This is a genomic window from Saccharopolyspora oryzae (assembly GCF_027853915.1).
Taxonomy (GTDB): Bacteria; Actinomycetota; Actinomycetes; order Mycobacteriales; family Pseudonocardiaceae; genus Saccharopolyspora; species Saccharopolyspora oryzae.
In genome coordinates this window covers 20,078-35,437 of record NZ_JAQGLA010000028.1, presented here as the reverse complement: position 1 = coordinate 35,437, position 15,360 = coordinate 20,078, and the positions used below count along the sequence as shown (strand labels likewise).

Below are 15,360 nucleotides of genomic sequence, written 5' to 3'. Positions count from 1 at the left end.
GCCTGGCGAGGACGGCCCGACTGCCGTGCATTGGAGTCGGGCATCCGGAGTCCAGGCGGTCGCTGAGGTTCCGCCACTTGCACCGACACGCAGAACGAGGATGGAAAACCTCGGTGAAACTGCGTCTTATGCGGCTTCGAGGAAGCGGCCGGCTACTAGGCCGGGCTCTTCCGCGCCGTCGAAGCGGACCCACAGGACGGGGCCTTCGAAGACTTCTGGGAGGCCGCTGGCGGTCTCCACCACCGTGCCGACCTTGTCGCGGAACCGGCCGAACGTGGCGCGGACCCGCGCGCCTGGTTCGAACGGGCTCGAGGACTGCTCCATGAGGGGGGACGTTACGTGGCCGCGGGCCACAACGGAAATCGCCGTCCCCCGATCGTCGACATGCCGCGCTGACCTGCACCATTGCTGCAATGGGAGGATGGCCGGAGCGGCCCTCCGGGGCCGTGAGGAACACCACCTGCCGAAGGGGACGGATGCGCACCATCAAGCAGCCCGGTGAGCACGAGCTGGAGGTGAAGAAGTCCCGCTTCCTGTGCGCGCTGGCGCGGGTGACCGACGAGGCCGAGGCGCGGGAGTTCATCCAGCAGCGCCGCAAGCTGCACCACGACGCGCGCCACCACTGCTCGGCCTTCGTGCTCGGCGACCTGGGCGAGGTCCAGAAGTCCAGCGATGACGGCGAGCCTGCGGGCACTGCCGGGGTGCCGATGCTGGAGGTCCTGCGGCACAACGAGATCACCAACGCGGTGGCCGTGGTGACCAGGTACTTCGGCGGGGTGCTGCTCGGCGCCGGCGGCCTGGTGCGCGCCTACGGCGGCGCGGTGTCGGCCGCGCTGGACCACGTCGGCCTGCTCGAGCGGAGGCCGGTGCGGACCGTGACGACCTCGGTGGACTACCTGATCGCGGGCAAGCTGGACAACGATCTGCGATCGGCCGGTTACCAGGTGGTCGACACCGAGTACCAGGACGTGGTCCGGTTCCACATCAACGTTCCGGTATCCGAAGTGGACGCCTTCCGCACCTGGTTGGCGGAAGCCACCGGCGGCACCGCCGAGGCCACCCTCGGCGGCCTCACCCACGCCGAAGTCCCCGCCTGACCGGACACCCCGACCGGGGTCCGCACCACCAACGGAAACCCCACGCCCTCGGCGTGTCAGATCCCGACACGCCGATGGATGTGGACAGGTCGTCTTCGCTTTGGAGAACTTCCGCAAATTCAATGGAAATTGGACATCTGATTTCCATTGAATTTGCGTGCCCGCGGACGGCGGAGCGCCCCGGGGGAGTCAGGTGGTGCCGAAGAGGCGGTCCAGGTGGTAGTCGATCGTGGCGATCGACTCCTCGCCCGTTCTCTGGCCGAGGAGGAGGCCGATCGACAGGCCGTCGGGGACGGTCAGCAGCACCTCCGCTTCTCGGACCGGATCCCGGTCCGCCGGTAGTTCGCCCGACTCCTGCGCCGTGCGGAGCTCCCCGGCCAGCCAGCGCTCGAACTCCGGCCACCACTCGCGGTAGCTCGCGCTGAGCTCGGGCGAGTTCAGGGCGCGCTGGAAGAACGCCAGGTGGGTCAGGAACTCCATGCGGCTGTCCTCGGTGAGCGCGAGCATCTCGAGCATCACCGTGCGCACGACCTCCCGCACGGGCGGCCGTTCGCCGTGCTTGCTCAGCGCGGCCACGATCCGCTCACCAGCGCGTTTGGTCACGTGGTCCATCGCGTGCAGGAGCATCTGCTCCTTGGTCTTGAAGTAGTGCTGCACCGCGCCCATCGAGATGCCCGCTTCCGCGGCGACGTCGCGCAGGCTCACCGCCTCCAGCCCGCCGCGGCTGACCAGGCGCAGCAGCGCTTCGGCGATCTGGATGCGCCGAGCCTCGTGGTCGACCTGTTTCGGCACGTCACCAACCTTTCCAATGCAACCGCATTGCAAACCCGCGCGCGAGCCGTTTACCATGCACTTGCATCGTAACCCTCCGTCACTAGCGGAGCGCTTCCGACGAACTGGGGAACCCATGACATCCCTGCAACAGGCACCCACCACCACGCGAATAGCCGCCCTCGACGTCATCCGCGGCGTGGCAATCCTAGGCACCCTCGGTACCAACATCTGGATCTTCACCAACCCGCAGGGCCCGGCGGCCGCGCTGAACTTCACGCTCGACAGCGGCGCCGCGCACGTCGAAGCGGTCCTGCGCTGGCTGGCCAACGGGAAGTTCCTCGCGCTGCTCACGCTGCTGTTCGGCATCGGGCTGGAGCTGCAGTACCGCTCCGCGCGCCGACGCGGCGGCAAGTGGCCCGGGTGGTACCTGTGGCGGGCCGCGCTGCTGTTCACCGAGGGCCTGCTGCACTACGTGCTGATCTTCGAGTACGACGTGCTGATGAGCTACGCGGTGACCTCGATCCTGGTCGCCTACCTGATCGGCCGCAGCGACCGGGCGCAGCGCGGCTGGATGATCGCGATGGGCACCGCGCACGTCGCGTTCATCGGGTTGACCACCCTCGGGATGCTGCGCGGCCACGTGTCGCTGGTGACGCCGTCGACCGACCGCTACACGCACGGCAGCTACCTGGAGCAGCTCTCGACGCGCCTGGCGAACTGGGGCGACTTCCGCGCCGAGGCGATCTTCATCATCCCGCTGTCGACGCTGCTGTTCCTGGCCGGTGCGCGGCTGTACCGGGCCGGGGTGTTCGACGCCGACCGCCAGCAGCTGCGAAACCGGTTGATGCTGTTCGGTTTCGGCATCGGCGTGCCGCTGAACCTGGTGACGACCTTCGCCGGGCCGAACTGGTTCATGGTGGACCGCTACATCCTGCCGCCGATCATCGCGCTCGGACTGCTCGGCCTGATCCCGACGGTGCTGGCGAAGCTGCGCGGTGAACCCGGTGCGCTGCACCGAGGTCTGACATCGGTCGGCCGAACTGCCCTGTCCTGCTACGTCTTCCAGAACCTGGTGGCCACGATCCTCTGCTACGGATGGGGTTTCGGCCTGGCTTCCCGGATGGACTGGGCCCGCCCGTGGTGGGTCCTGCTGGCCTGGGCGGCGATCTGCGCGATGTTCATGACCCTGGCGACGTGGTGGCTCCGCCGATTCGAGCGAGGCCCCCTCGAAGCCGCGTGGAACTGGGCCTACCGCCTGCCTCAGCGCTGAACGCCCTGAGCCCGGTTCAGGGAGAGCAGGGCTTCGTATGCGGGAGTGCCCGGTTCCGCGGTCAGGAAGATCAGGCGGTGAGCGCTGTTCGGGGCGTGCAGGACCTGCGCCTCCAGGTCGAGTCCGCCCAGGTCCGGATGCTCGATGCGCTTGCGCAGGGTTGGGCGGGTCTGCACGTCGTGCTCGGTCCAGGACGTCGCGAAATCCGCGCTGAACTCGGCGTACTCCCTGGTCAGGGCGGTGATCCGCGGGTCGTCCGGGTGGCGGCCCGCGGCCAGGCGCAGGTCCGCCGCCGCTTGCCTGGCGAACTCGTCGTTGCCGGACGAGCAGCGGTCACCGCGCATCGACATCCGGAGCACGTTGCGCTCCTCCGGCGGCACCGCCGCGAAATCCGCGATCAGGCCCGCTGCCAGCGAGTTCCACGCGACGATGTCGTAGCGCTCGTCGACGACGTACGCCGGCACCGGACCCAGCCGGTCCAGCAGGCGCAGCACGCCGTCCGGCACCGGCTCGTCGCGCACCGGCGGGGCCTGCCCGGCCAGGCGGGCCAGGTGCTCGCCCTCCGCCTCGGTCAACCGCAACGCCGTGCCCAACGCGGCGAGCACCTGCGTGGACGGGCGCGGGGCGCGGGCTTGTTCCAGGCGCTCGTAGTAGTTCGTCGAAACCCCGGCCAGCCAGGCGACTTCCTCGCGGCGCAGGCCGGGCGTGCGGCGACGGCCGCTCACCCGCAGACCGACCTCCGCGGGCCGCCGGGCCTCCCGGCGGTGGCGCAGGAACCGGGCCAGCTCGAGCTTGTTCACCGGTCCAGCCTGGCACGAACCCGGACCGCCCAGCCACGGACCGCTGGTCCGGGGCAACCTCGGTCCTGCCTGCGGCGGCGCCGGGCGGGAAGTCTGGGCGACGTGGAAGCTGCAGAACTGTTCCAGCGGGCTTTGGACCTGCTGCTGGCCAAGGACATGGACGGGTTCGCCGACCTGTTCGCCCCGGACTGCACCGTCGAGTTCCCGTTCGCGGAGAACACCCCGGCGCGGCTGACCGGGCGGGAGGAGCTGCGCGCGTACCTGGCCGACTACCCGAACCGGATGGACATCACCGGGTTCCCGTCGGTCGCGGTGCACCGGACCACCGACCCGAGCACGATCGTCGTCGAGTTCACCGCCCGCGGGCGGACCGTGGCGACCGGTGCCGACTACGAGATGCGCTACGCCTCGGTGTTCGTGGTGCGCGACGGCGCTTTCGCGGAGCTGCACGACTACTGGAGCCCCGTGCGGGCGGCCCGGGCGAGTGGCGCCCTCCGCGAACTGGCGGACGAGCTGGTCGGCGAGGTGCGCGCATGACCGTGCTGATCACCGGCGGCACCGGGAAGACTGGGCGTCCGCTCGCCGCGCTGCTGCGCGAACGCGGGATCGCGGTGCGGATCGCCAGCCGGCACCCCGGCGCCGATCCCGACCAGGTGCGCTTCGACTGGTCCGATCCGCGGACCCACGGGCCCGCGCTGGACGGTGCCGATCGGGTGTACCTGGTGCCGCCGATCGGCGTGCTGGACCCGATGCCGCTGGTCGAGCCGTTCTTGCGGGCCGCCGAGGGACGCCGGGTGGTGCTGCTCGGGTCGCTGGCGGTGATCCCTGGGCTCGACGAGCTGCGCGAGCGGGTTGCCGCGATGCCGGATTCCGCCGTGCTGCGCCCGTCGGGGTTCATGCAGAACTTCACCGGTCCGCACCCGGTCGCGGTCGACCTGCGGGAGCGCGGCGTGATCCGCACCGCCACCGGCAACGGACGGCTGGGCTGGATCGACGCCGCCGACATCGCCGCGGTCGCGGCCGCCGTTCTCACCTCGGGCGAGGTGGCCGGTGAATACCTGCTCACCGGTCCGGAATCGTTGAGCTACGCCGAAACCGCGGCGATCCTCACCGAGATCACCGGGCGGCCGGTCCGGCACCACGACGTCACCCGGGACGAGCGCGCCCGGCAGCTCGCCTCCGGGGTGCCCGCCGACTTCGCCGCTGCGCTGGCCGCGATGGACGTCGACATCCGCGCCGGGTCGGAAGACCTGGTCACCTCGACCGTGCCGGACCTCACCGGGCGCCCGGCGCGGTCGTTCCGCGACTTCGCGCGCGCGAACCGAGCCGAGTGCACACCACCGCCAGCACCGCGCCCAGGATGAACCCCGCGAGGACGTCATGCGGGTAGTGCACTCCGATGACGATCCTGGTGAAGCCCTCCAGGACGGCGAGCGTCGCAGCCAGCGGCGCGATCCGCCGCCACTGGAGGACCAGGGCGACCGCGAATGCCGCAGCGGCTGCCGAGTGGCTGCTGGGCAGCGACCAGGTGCTCACCTCCGCGCAGGCCTTGATCGTGTCGATCGGGATGGTGCGGCACGGGCGCGGTTGCCGGATCACGTCCTTCAGCAGTTCGGCGAGCACCCAGGCGAGGACGCCGGCCAGCAGCGGGATCAGGTGCGCTGCGCGGCGCTCCGCGCGCCACCACGACAGGAGGGTCAGCGCGGCCAGGCCGGCGAGCAGGGCTTGCGTCGCGAGCAGCGCGATGTGGTGCGCCCACAGCGGGGTTGCGTCCGCCCAGCTCGCGATCGCGCGGTACAGGTCCGCGCTGAGGTCGATCACTGCGCCGAGAATAGCGGTGGCCCGAGATCTCGCCGTGGGCAATACTGCTTCGCGGCCCGGTCCCCGACCTGGAGGTTCGTCGTGCGGTCGTTGCTCGTCGCTGGTGCCGTCGTCGTCGCGCTCGCCGCCCCGGCGCACGCCGATCCGGTCTCGCTCGACCCGCTGCTGCACTCGGCGGCCGAGCGCGTCGCGACCGCCGACCAGGTGGCCGCCGCCAAGTGGGGCACCGGACAGCCGATCGACGATCCCGCCCGCGAGCAACAGGTCCTGGACGCCGTGGCGCGCAAATCCGCCGAGCTGGGCCTGGATCCCGCAGAGTCGAAGCGGATCTTCCGCGACCAGATCGAGGCCAGCAAGGTCGTCCAGCACGCCCTGCACGACTACTGGGCGGCGCACCCCGACGCAGCGCCGACCGAGCGCCCCGACCTGGGCCAGATCCGGCCGATCATCGACCGCCTGAACGACGAGATCCTGCTGGAGCTCCGCGACACCGAGCAGCTGCGCGATCACCCGTCCTGCAACGGCCGGCTGGCCGGTGCGTTCAACCGGACCCGAACCGAACTGCGCCTGGACCACCTGCACACGACCGGGCTCGCGCGAGCGCTGCCGTCCCTGTGCGAGAACTCTTGACCTCTAGCGCGCTTTAAGTCGGAACCTGGGTGGAGCGACCCCCAGGAGCAGCAGATGGACATCGGAATCTTCCTGCCGCGCACGGGACTTCCCGAGGTGGAGATCAGGGAGGCCGCCTACCACGCGGTGGACGTCGAACTCGACTCGCTGTGGTGCGGCGACCACCTGGCCAGCGGATCCCCCGTGCTGGACGGAATGCTGGCGCTGGCGACCGCAGCGGCGGTGACGGAGTGCATCGACATCGGCTTCGCCGTGTACCTGCCCGCGCTGCGCCCGCACGTGTGCGCGGCCAAGCAGATCGCCACGCTGCAGCACCTGACCGGTGGTGACCGGCTGCACCTGGGGATCGGGGTCGGCGACCGCTCCAGCGGTTGGGACGCCGTCGGCGTCGACCCGGGTGCGCGCGGGGCACGGACCGACGAGTTCCTGCAGCTCCTGCCGTCGCTGCTGGCGGGTTCGCCGACGTCCCTGCCGGACGGGCCGACCGTCGAACTCGCGCCGCCCGCGCCCGTCCCGCCGCTGTGGATCGGCGGAGCGTCTCCCGCCGCGCTGCGCCGAGCAGCTCGCTACGGCGACGGCTGGTTCGCTGCTCTGCACACCCCGGACGAGATCCGCGCCAAGTCCGCCCAACTCCGCGAACTCGCCGACCAGCACTCCCGCCCCGCGCCCCGCCTGGCCTCGATGATCCACTGCGCGCTGACCAAGCGCCCGGACCCGACGCTGGCCGATCAGCTGGCCGGCTCGCTCGCCGAAACCCACGGCGTACCAGCGGAAACCGCACGACGCTGCGCCGCAACCGGAACCCCAGCGCAGGTGGCAGAACAGCTTTCGGCATACGCCGAGGCAGGAGTGGAGAAACTGGCCGTCGCGGTGACCGGCGACTGGCACGCGTCCTGCGACCTGCTCGGCGAAACCCGCCGCCTCCTCACCGCCGGATCCCCGAAGTGCCGCCCCTGACCGGGCAAGGACTCCGGTGAGCTCCGTCGTCGCTGGTCAGGCCCCGTGAGTACTTTGGGGTGCTATAGCGCCCCAAAGTACTCACGGGTCTCCACCTGCGGAAAGGGCGCGCAGATTCGGAGCCGGGTCACTCGCGGGCTGCTGCGGTGAAGGTCATGTCGGGGTAGCGGGTGCCTTCCACCTGGGCCGCGATCGGTTCCAGGGCTACGAGGTCCGCTTCGGTGAGGGTGAGGTCCGTTGCGCCGAGGTTCTCGTCGAGGCGGGTGCGGCGTCGGGTGCCGGGGATCGGGACCACTGCCAGGCCTTGCTGCGCGTGCAGCCAGGCCAGCGCCACCTGCGCCAGCGTCGCGTCGTGGCGCTGGGCGACCTCTCGCAGCGGCTGCAGCAGTTCCGCGTTGCGGGCCGCGTTCTCGCCGGAGAACTGCGGGAAATCCCGGCGGAAGTCGCCCTCCGGCAGCTTCTCCGCGTTCGCGAAGGCCCCGGTGAGGAAACCGCGGCCGAGCGGCGAGTACGGCACCAGCGCCACGCCCAGCTCCTTCGCCGCGGGCACCGCCGTGCGCTCCACGTCGCGGTTGAACACCGACCACTCGCTCTGCACCGCGGCGATCGGGTGCACCGCGTGCGCCGCGCGGATCTCGTCGCCGGTCACCTCGGAGAGGCCGAGGTGCCGCACCTTGCCCTCGGCGACCAGCTCCGCCATCGCGCCGACCGTCTCCTCGATCGGCACGGACAGGTCGCGGCGGTGCATGTAGTACAGGTCGATCTCGTCGACGCCGAGCCGCCGCAAGCTCGCCTCCGCCGCGGAGCGGACGTAAGCCGCATCGCCGCGGAAACCCCGGTAGCGCGGGTCATCGGCCTTGCGGATCAGGCCGAACTTCGTCGCGAGCACGACCTGCTCGCGGTTGGCCCGCACGAACGGCGACAGGAACTCCTCGTTGGCGCCCATCCCGTAGATGTCGGCCGTGTCGAACATGGTCACGCCGCGCGCCAGCGCGTGCTCCAGCGTGCGCCGAGCTTCGTCCTGGTCGGTGGGGCCGTAGAACTCGCTCATCCCCATGCAACCGAGGCCCTGCGCACCCACCACCGGCCCGGAGCCCAGCTGAACCCGTCGCACCGTCATCTCGTCCTCCCGTTCGTCGGTCACCACTGATGCTGGCCGGGTAGCCGGCCGCGCGGCAGGTCGCGCTTCTCCTGGGAGTGCCACACCCAGGCTGCGCTCGTGGCAACATCGACCGGTGACCAACGAGCTGGGCAACTTCCTCAAGGCGTGCCGCGCCCGCCGCAAACCGGACGAGGTCGGCATCCCGACCGGTCACGGCGTGCGGCGGACACCGGGGCTGCGGCGCGAGGAGGTCGCCGCCCTCACCGGGATCAGCGCGGACTACTACACGCGGCTGGAGCAGGGCCGCGAACGCCACCCGAGCGATGCCGTGCTGGACGCGCTGGTGCGGGGGCTGCTGCTCGACGCCACCGAGCACCAGCACCTGCACAACCTCGCCCGGCACGCCTCGGGCGTCCGGCACCCCGAGCAGCCGGAGGTCGAGTCGGTCCGCCCCAGCGTGCTGAGCCTGCTCGGCGTGCTCGGCGACTCCCCCGCCTACGTGCTGAACCGCTGCAACGACGTGGTGGCCTCGAATCCCGCCGGGCAGGCGCTGCTCGCCGGCATCGACCAGTGGCCCGAGCAGCGGCGCAACACCACGCGCTACCTGTTCCTGCACCCCAGCGCGCGGACGCTGATGGTGGGCTGGCCGGAGGTGGCGCAGAACTCGGTGGCCGACCTGCGCGCGAGGTTCGGCGACAACCCGGCCGATCGGCGACTGAAGGCGCTGGTCGACGAGTTGATGCGCAAGAGCGAGGAGTTCCCGGCGATGTGGTCCCGCCACGAGGTGCAGCCGAAGTCCTCGGGCGTGAAGGACTTCGACCACCCCGCGGTGGGCCCGATGTCCCTGACCTACGAAGTCCTGTCGGTGTCCGGCGCCGACCACCGCATCGTCGTCTACCAGGCCGAACCGGGCACCCCGGACCACGACGCGGTGGCCCTCCTCAACCTCGTCGCCCGCCGCGAATCCCCCGCAGTCCCGGAACACCGCGCCTGAACCTCCACCGGTGCGTCGCATCCCGACACGCCGACGGCTGTGGACAACCCCCTGGTCCTGTGGAGAACTTCCGCAATTTCAATGGAAGTCGGAGGTCTGATTTCCATTGAATTTGCGTCCCCCGGGAATGCGAGGGTCGAGTCCATAGTGGAATCCGGGCATCGGTGGTAGACCGGGGCATGGTGCGACGGATACCTCGGTGGATCGCTCGGGCTCCGATTCCCCTGTTCCAGCGCGGGTTCGGGTGGTTGCTCGGCAGTCGGTTCATGATGTTGGAGCATCGGGGACGGCGGAGCGGGGAGCCGCGATACGCGGCGTTGGAGGTGCTCGACCGGGAGCCCGGAGCGTTGTTGCTGGTGTCCGGCTACGGGCCGAAGTCGCAGTGGTTCCGGAACGTCGTGGCCGATCCCGAGGTGCGGGTGTGGACCGGGCGGCTGCGCGGTGTCCCAGCTCGTGCCGTGGTGCTGCCGGCCGACGAAGCTCGCGAGCGGCTCGAGCAGTACCGCCGCGCGCACGCCCGCTCAGCAGCGGCTTTGGGCCGGACGCTGGGCATCGAGGAGCTGGCGAGTCCGGAGCCGTTGCCGGACGACATCGCTGAGCGGTTGCCGCTGGTCCGCGTCCAGCGAGTCTGACAGTTCGTGCCTGACTGGCACGGTGCGCCGTTGTTCTTAGACTGGGGGCGTGAGCCTCACCGAGCGCCGCAAGGCCGCCACCCAGCTGGAGATCGCCCGAGCCGCCGCTGCGCTGTTCGCCGAGCGCGGCTCCGACGGCACGACGGCCGAGGCCATCGCGGACCGGGCGGGCGTGAGCCTGCGGACCTTCTACCGCTACTTCCGCATCAAGCAGGACGCCGTCGCACCGCTGCTGAACTTCGGCGCCCGCCGCTGGCAGCAGAACCTGGCCGGAACACCGCACGACGTCCCCCTGCCGGAAGCCCTGGAGCAGGCGGCCCGACGTGCGATGACCGTCCGCGACGCGGACGACGCGGAGTCCCTCGAGTGGGCCCGAGGCCTCCTGCGCGCAGCAGCCGACGACCCGGCTCTGCGCACGGTGTGGGCAACGGTGAACCAGGATTCGGAGCACGAGCTGCTCCCGCTCCTCGCCGAGCGCACCGGTGCGGAGCCGACCGACCTCCAAGTCCGCCTGACAGCAGCAGCGGCCACCACGGCGATCCGCGTAGCGGTCGAAACCTGGGCAGCGATGGACGCCGACCCACCAGAACCAGCGGACATCGCAGTCCGCTGCATGCGAGACCTGACAGCCGGCCTCTGGTAAACCCAGGATCGCCGACGTGGTCACTCGGTGAAGCCGACGGGTCCCGTGTGCAAGCCGGTCAGCATGATCAGGTAGCCGGTCTTGCCGGCACCGCAAATACCGTTCGCCTGGCCCCTGAAAGCCTCTGACATATCAGGAGAATCCTGTCCGCTCTCGAGGAAGATCAGACCGTAGTGGGCCCGGGGCTCGGCATCGACCAGTGTTCGCATGGCGCGATGCTCGCGAAACCCCCTGACAGCGCCTGCATACTGGGGCCGTGCGGACTCTTGGGGTTGTTGGTTGCGGTGCTGGTGGGGTCGAGGGGATTCGGGGTGGGCTCGTCGAGCCTGCGATCTCCCGGGGGTGGCGGGTCGCGGTGACCTTGACCCCCACTGCTGGGAGTTGGTTGCGGGCCACCGGGGAGCTCGAGCGGATCGAGGAGGTCACCGGGTTGGCTTGCCGGGTTGAGCCGCGGTTGCCCGGGGAGGCCCGGCCGCATCCGGACATCGACTGCTACCTCCTGTGCCCCGCCACCGCGAACACCGTCGTCAAGCTCGCGCTCGGGATCGCCGACAACCAGGCGCTCACCACGCTCGGCGAGGCCATCGGGACTCCGGGACTGCCGGTGGTCGTGTTCCCGAAGATCAACGCGACGCAGGTCCGGCATCCGGCCTGGCAGTCGCACGTGGACACGCTGCGCGCGACCGGCACCCACGTCCTGCTCGACGAGGAGTTCGCGATGCACGGACCGCGCAGCGGGCAGGCTCCGGAGATCCCGTGGTCCGGAATCCTCGACGCGGTCGAGGACGCCGTGCAGAAGTCCACTTCGGACGCTTAGGCCAGTTGCCGTCGAGCGCGCCGCGCCAGCAGGCGGCTCGAACAGCGCCGTTGGGCCTGGCAGCGGCCCATGAACCCTCGGGCGCGCGGGATACGTGGATGGGTTGAACGACCATGCCGAACCAGAAAGGTCTGAGCGCCGCCCCGGAACGGGGGACAACAGGCGCGACACATCTCAACCCAAGCTCTTGATCACTTCCGAACGCACCGCCGCCGGGGACGGCAGGTTCCGCAGCGGCAACGCGGTGACCTCACGCGTCCGCTGAGGGCACCCGCGATGGAATTGCGAGGTAGCGAAGATCTTGACCACCAGGAAACCGCGCTGGTGGCGAGCTGCCGTGGTGACGACCGCGGCGACCGGCCTGCTGGCCGGTGCCGCCCAGCCCGCCTCCGGCACCTCCCCGGAAGAACCCAGCACCGTCGAGCAGCAGGCCTTCGAATCGGCTGCCGCCGAGTTCGGCGTCCCGGCGCCCCTGCTGCTGGCCACCTCCTACCAGCTCACCCGCTGGGAGGACCACCGCGGCCAGCAGAGCAAGGCGGGCGGCTACGGCCCGATGCACCTCACCGAGGTCGACTTCGAGCAGCTGCGCCGCGAGAACCCGAAGCTGAAGAAGCTCGCCGACAACCCCGCCCTGCACACCCTGGCCGAGGCCGCCGAACTCGTCGACCTCCCGCCGGAGCAGGTCAAGCGCGACCCGGAGCAGAACATCCGGGCCGGTGCCGCGCTGCTGGCCGAACGCGCCAAGCAGCTGGGTGACGGGCAGCTGCCCACCACCATGGGCGACTGGTACCCGGCCGTCGCGGAGCTCAGCGGCAGCCCGCAGGCCAGCGGTGCGCGGTCCTTCGCCGACTCCGTCTACGAGGTGCTCGACCGCGGTCGCAGCCGCACCACCTCGACCGGCCAGCGGGTCGGCTTCACCGAGATCCCCGAGGTCACGCCGAACCGCGACCTGACCGGCACCGGCCTGGCGGACGCATCGGCCACCCGGCTCGCGCCCGAGCCGGAGTGCCCGGCCGACCTGGACTGCAGGTACGTCCCGGCCGCCTACGCGCCGACCGATCCGGAGGACCCGACCGGCGGTTACGGCAACTACGACACCGCGAACCGGCCGAAGGACGTCCGGATCAACTCGATCGTCATCCACGACACCGAGACCTCGTACCAGTCCACGATCTCGGCGTTCCAGAACCCGGCGCACGGCGCGGCCTCGCACTACGTGATCCGCTCCTCCGACGGCCAGGTCACGCAGATGGTGCCCACCAAGGACATGCCGTGGCACGCAGGCAGCTGGGACCGCAACATGCGCTCCATCGGCATCGAGCACGAGGGCTGGGCCGCGGAGGGCGGCACCTGGTACACGGAGCAGATGTACCGCTCGTCGGCGGAGCTGGTGAAGTACTTGGCGGACAAGTACGACATCCCGCTCGACCGGGAGCACATCCTCGGCCACAACGAGGTCAGCGCCGACAAGCCGGAGCAGGCGGGCGGCGAGCACTACGACCCGGGCCCGTACTGGGACTGGGCGCACTACATGAACCTGCTCGGCGCCCCGCTGGACGGCGACACCGGCGGCGACGACGTGGTGACCATCTTCCCCAGGTTCGACACGAACCGGCCGGTGGTGACCGAGTGCCCGCCGGAGGAGGAGTGCCGGGAGCTGCCGTCGCAGCCGGCGAACTTCCTGTACCTGCGCAGCGAACCGCGCGACGACGCCCCGCTGCTCGGCTCGACCTCGGTGCACCCGGACGGCTCGCCCGGCACCACCAAGATCGAGGACTGGTCGGCCAAGGCCACCGTCGGCCGCCAGTACGCGGTCGCGGAGCGCCGGGACGACTGGCTGGCGCTGTGGTTCGACGGCAAGAAGGCGTGGCTGCGCGACCCGGACGGCGTGAACACCGCACCCGCGGACGACGCCGAGCTGGTGACGCCGGTGCGCGACGGCGTCCCGACCTACGGCATGGCGCTGCCGGATGCCGGCGACTACCCGGACGGGCTCGAACCACGGGTGATCGAACCGCTGCCGTACGAGCTCCCGCTGGGGCAGGTGTACGTCGCGGGTCGAGCGGGCCGGGCGATCGACTACAACGTCGGCTACGACGGCGTGAACGATCCGAACAACCACGAGGTGGTCATCGGGAGGGACACCTACGTCCCGGTCTCCTACAACCACCGCTGGGTCTACGTGAAGGAATCAGACCTCGAAGAGGCCTGACCTCCCAAGAGGGTGAGCGCGAGCGCTGCGGCGTTCGCGCTCACCGCCGTCCGGAGTCCACTTAGGACCCGCATCGGGATCAGTTCCCGGCGGCCCCGTGCCAGTAGTCGGCGATTTCGCTGGTCCGCTTGAGGATTCGGTCCGGCGCGGGCGGGGCCGGCCAGAACTGGAGCAGGTAGCGGTCGACCAGCGGTTCGTCGTCCATCCTGGTGTCCTGCTCTCGCGCTGCATCCATGCCGACCGCGCAGTAGCGGACCCGGTAGTCGATCTCGCGCAGGTCGAGCGATCGGGCGTCATCGCCCGACCAGAAGACGAGCGCGACATCGCCCACCGGGCGGTAGGACGCCTCGACGATCTCCTCCCAGGTCTCGTCCAGCGGCGGAGCCTGGTCGTGGAGCTCGATGGTGAAACCGACATCGCCCGTGTGCAATCCGGTGATCAGGAACAGGATTCCGGGTTCGGCAGCACCGCACAGCCCGTTGCTCTGCTCGGCGAAACACGCGTCGAGATCGGCGTCTTCGACTTCGCTCTCCACGTAGATCTGCCCGTAGTGGACCGGAACCTCTTCATCGACCAGTGTTCGCATGGGCGCGATCATCACGCAGGGGCCCGACAGTCGTGAGCGGCGATGGTCGCGAGAACCACCATCGCCGCTCACGAGTCAGTACAGCTCGATCACCAGCTTGTCGCACAGCGCGCGGGAAACGCAGAGCGCCATCTGGTCGCCCGCGGCCCGGTCCGAGCTGGACAGGCAGTTGTCGCGGTGGTCGGGGACGCCCTCGAGGACTCCGGACACGCACGAGCCGCAGATGCCCTCCTCGCAGGACTTCGCCACGTCGACGCCGCCCTCCTCCAGGACGGCGAGGATCGACTTGTCGGCCGGGACCTCGAACACCTCCCCGGTGTCGAGCTCCACCGTGAACGACGTGTCCGCGCTGGTGTCGACCTCGGCGGCGGTGAAGTGCTCGACGTGCACGTGGTCCTCGCCGACGACGGGGGCGAACACGCCGGTCACCTGGTCCATGAACCCCTGCGGACCGCAGGTGTAGACGTGCGCCGCCGGGGTCAACTGGCCGGCGACCTCGGCGAGCAAGGCCGGCTGGTCAGCGCGGGGGACGCCGAAGTGCAGGTGCACGTCCTCGCGGAACTCGTGCTCGAGCAGGTCGGCGAAGGCGGCTTCGTCGCGGGTCCGGGCGAAGTAGTGCAGTTCGAACTCCGCGCCGACCCGGTGCAGCTCGTGGGCCATGCCCAGCAGCGGGGTCACACCGATCCCGCCGGCCACGAGGACGTGGCGTTCCGCCTGCTCAGCGATGCCCAGCAGGTTCCGCGGCGCCGAGACCTCGAGGTGCTCGCCGACCTCCACCGCGTGCAGCGCCACCGAGCCGCCCCGCGACTCGGGCTCCCGCTTCACCGCGATCAGCAGCGACTCGCGGTCGTCGGGCCGCCCGCACAGCGAGTACTGGCGCAGCACACCGGTCGGGCCGGTGACGTCCACGTGCGCACCCGCCCGGTAGGCGTCGAACGGCGCGCCGTCGTCGCGGACCAGCTTCAGCGCGCGGACGCCGACGGCCTCGTCGACCACCTCCGCAACCCGGACCTTCATCGCGACTC

General features: G+C 70.5%; 19 protein-coding genes. 11 read left to right on the top strand and 8 right to left on the bottom strand.

Annotated features, from left to right (window positions below; genetic code table 11):
* Positions 1-126: 126 nt before the first annotated feature.
* Positions 127-324: a KOW motif-containing protein gene (locus OU415_RS18445; protein ID WP_270950111.1), complete on the bottom strand. Its 198-nt coding sequence runs from the start codon at positions 322-324 to the stop codon at positions 127-129.
* Positions 325-476: 152 nt separating this feature from the next.
* Between OU415_RS18445 and OU415_RS18440 the strand changes: the two genes are divergently transcribed.
* On the top strand, positions 477-1,097 hold the full coding sequence (locus OU415_RS18440; RefSeq protein ID WP_270950110.1) for a YigZ family protein: 621 nt from the start codon (positions 477-479) through the stop codon (positions 1,095-1,097).
* Positions 1,098-1,286: 189 nt separating this feature from the next.
* Here the strand turns inward: OU415_RS18440 and OU415_RS18435 are convergent, their stop codons facing one another.
* A complete protein-coding gene (locus OU415_RS18435; RefSeq protein WP_270950109.1) occupies positions 1,287-1,889 on the bottom strand; it encodes a TetR/AcrR family transcriptional regulator in 603 nt (200 codons plus the stop codon).
* Between the two features lie 115 nt (positions 1,890-2,004).
* Between OU415_RS18435 and OU415_RS18430 the strand changes: the two genes are divergently transcribed.
* Positions 2,005-3,141 (top strand): DUF418 domain-containing protein, encoded by a 1,137-nt coding sequence (locus OU415_RS18430; RefSeq protein WP_270950108.1) that lies wholly within the window; start codon positions 2,005-2,007, stop codon positions 3,139-3,141.
* On the opposite strand, the gene OU415_RS18425 is transcribed toward OU415_RS18430, so the two are convergent.
* A complete protein-coding gene (locus tag OU415_RS18425; RefSeq protein WP_270950107.1) occupies positions 3,132-3,941 on the bottom strand; it encodes a helix-turn-helix transcriptional regulator in 810 nt (269 codons plus the stop codon). The genes OU415_RS18430 and OU415_RS18425 overlap by 10 nt on opposite strands.
* A 102-nt stretch (positions 3,942-4,043) precedes the next feature.
* On the opposite strand from OU415_RS18425, the gene OU415_RS18420 reads away from it, so the two are divergent.
* Both OU415_RS18420 and OU415_RS18415 read left to right on the top strand, forming a co-directional pair.
* Positions 4,044-4,478 carry a nuclear transport factor 2 family protein gene (locus OU415_RS18420; RefSeq protein ID WP_270950106.1) on the top strand — a complete coding sequence of 145 codons (435 nt, stop codon included), beginning with the start codon at positions 4,044-4,046 and terminating at the stop codon, positions 4,476-4,478.
* Complete coding sequence (locus OU415_RS18415) at positions 4,475-5,305, top strand: Rossmann-fold NAD(P)-binding domain-containing protein (protein WP_270950105.1); 831 nt, start codon at positions 4,475-4,477, stop codon at positions 5,303-5,305. Before OU415_RS18420 ends, OU415_RS18415 begins: the two co-directional genes overlap by 4 nt.
* On the opposite strand, the gene OU415_RS18410 is transcribed toward OU415_RS18415, so the two are convergent.
* The gene (locus OU415_RS18410; RefSeq protein WP_270950104.1) at positions 5,217-5,762 is read right to left on the bottom strand and encodes a phosphatase PAP2 family protein; all 546 of its coding nucleotides are present in this window, start codon (positions 5,760-5,762) and stop codon (positions 5,217-5,219) included. The genes OU415_RS18415 and OU415_RS18410 overlap by 89 nt on opposite strands.
* Positions 5,763-5,843: 81 nt before the next feature.
* Here OU415_RS18410 and OU415_RS18405 point away from each other — a divergent pair, with 81 nt between their 5' ends.
* Complete coding sequence (locus OU415_RS18405; RefSeq protein ID WP_270950103.1) at positions 5,844-6,392, top strand: chorismate mutase; 549 nt, start codon at positions 5,844-5,846, stop codon at positions 6,390-6,392.
* Positions 6,393-6,446: 54 nt separating this feature from the next.
* Complete coding sequence (locus OU415_RS18400) at positions 6,447-7,349, top strand: LLM class flavin-dependent oxidoreductase (protein WP_270950102.1); 903 nt, start codon at positions 6,447-6,449, stop codon at positions 7,347-7,349.
* A 127-nt stretch (positions 7,350-7,476) separates the two neighbouring features.
* Here the strand turns inward: OU415_RS18400 and OU415_RS18395 are convergent, their stop codons facing one another.
* Entirely contained in the window at positions 7,477-8,469 is a 993-nt protein-coding gene (locus tag OU415_RS18395) for an aldo/keto reductase (RefSeq protein WP_408641867.1), read from the bottom strand.
* Positions 8,470-8,584: 115 nt separating this feature from the next.
* Between OU415_RS18395 and OU415_RS18390 the strand changes: the two genes are divergently transcribed.
* From OU415_RS18390 to OU415_RS18380, 3 genes are all read left to right on the top strand, one after another.
* Positions 8,585-9,445 carry a helix-turn-helix transcriptional regulator gene (locus OU415_RS18390; protein ID WP_270950100.1) on the top strand — a complete coding sequence of 287 codons (861 nt, stop codon included), beginning with the start codon at positions 8,585-8,587 and terminating at the stop codon, positions 9,443-9,445.
* A 179-nt stretch (positions 9,446-9,624) separates the two neighbouring features.
* The gene (locus tag OU415_RS18385; RefSeq protein WP_270950099.1) at positions 9,625-10,077 is read left to right on the top strand and encodes a nitroreductase family deazaflavin-dependent oxidoreductase; all 453 of its coding nucleotides are present in this window, start codon (positions 9,625-9,627) and stop codon (positions 10,075-10,077) included.
* A gap of 49 nt (positions 10,078-10,126) precedes the next feature.
* Positions 10,127-10,720, top strand: a complete 594-nt coding sequence (locus OU415_RS18380) for a TetR family transcriptional regulator (RefSeq protein ID WP_270950098.1) — start codon at positions 10,127-10,129, stop codon at positions 10,718-10,720.
* A 20-nt stretch (positions 10,721-10,740) separates the two neighbouring features.
* Here the strand turns inward: OU415_RS18380 and OU415_RS18375 are convergent, their stop codons facing one another.
* Positions 10,741-10,929: a hypothetical protein gene (locus tag OU415_RS18375; protein WP_270950097.1), complete on the bottom strand. Its 189-nt coding sequence runs from the start codon at positions 10,927-10,929 to the stop codon at positions 10,741-10,743.
* 47 nt (positions 10,930-10,976) lie between these two features.
* Here OU415_RS18375 and OU415_RS18370 point away from each other — a divergent pair, with 47 nt between their 5' ends.
* Both OU415_RS18370 and OU415_RS18365 read left to right on the top strand, forming a co-directional pair.
* Positions 10,977-11,537 carry a flavoprotein gene (locus tag OU415_RS18370; RefSeq protein WP_270950096.1) on the top strand — a complete coding sequence of 187 codons (561 nt, stop codon included), beginning with the start codon at positions 10,977-10,979 and terminating at the stop codon, positions 11,535-11,537.
* 301 nt (positions 11,538-11,838) lie between these two features.
* A complete protein-coding gene (locus tag OU415_RS18365) occupies positions 11,839-13,749 on the top strand; it encodes an N-acetylmuramoyl-L-alanine amidase (RefSeq protein WP_270950095.1) in 1,911 nt (636 codons plus the stop codon).
* A gap of 79 nt (positions 13,750-13,828) precedes the next feature.
* Here OU415_RS18365 and OU415_RS18360 read toward each other — a convergent pair whose 3' ends face one another.
* Positions 13,829-14,335 carry a hypothetical protein gene (locus OU415_RS18360; protein WP_270950094.1) on the bottom strand — a complete coding sequence of 169 codons (507 nt, stop codon included), beginning with the start codon at positions 14,333-14,335 and terminating at the stop codon, positions 13,829-13,831.
* Positions 14,336-14,410: 75 nt separating this feature from the next.
* Positions 14,411-15,352, bottom strand: coding sequence for a PDR/VanB family oxidoreductase (locus OU415_RS18355; protein ID WP_270950093.1), 942 nt, complete (start codon positions 15,350-15,352; stop codon positions 14,411-14,413).
* Positions 15,353-15,360: the final 8 nt, after the last annotated feature.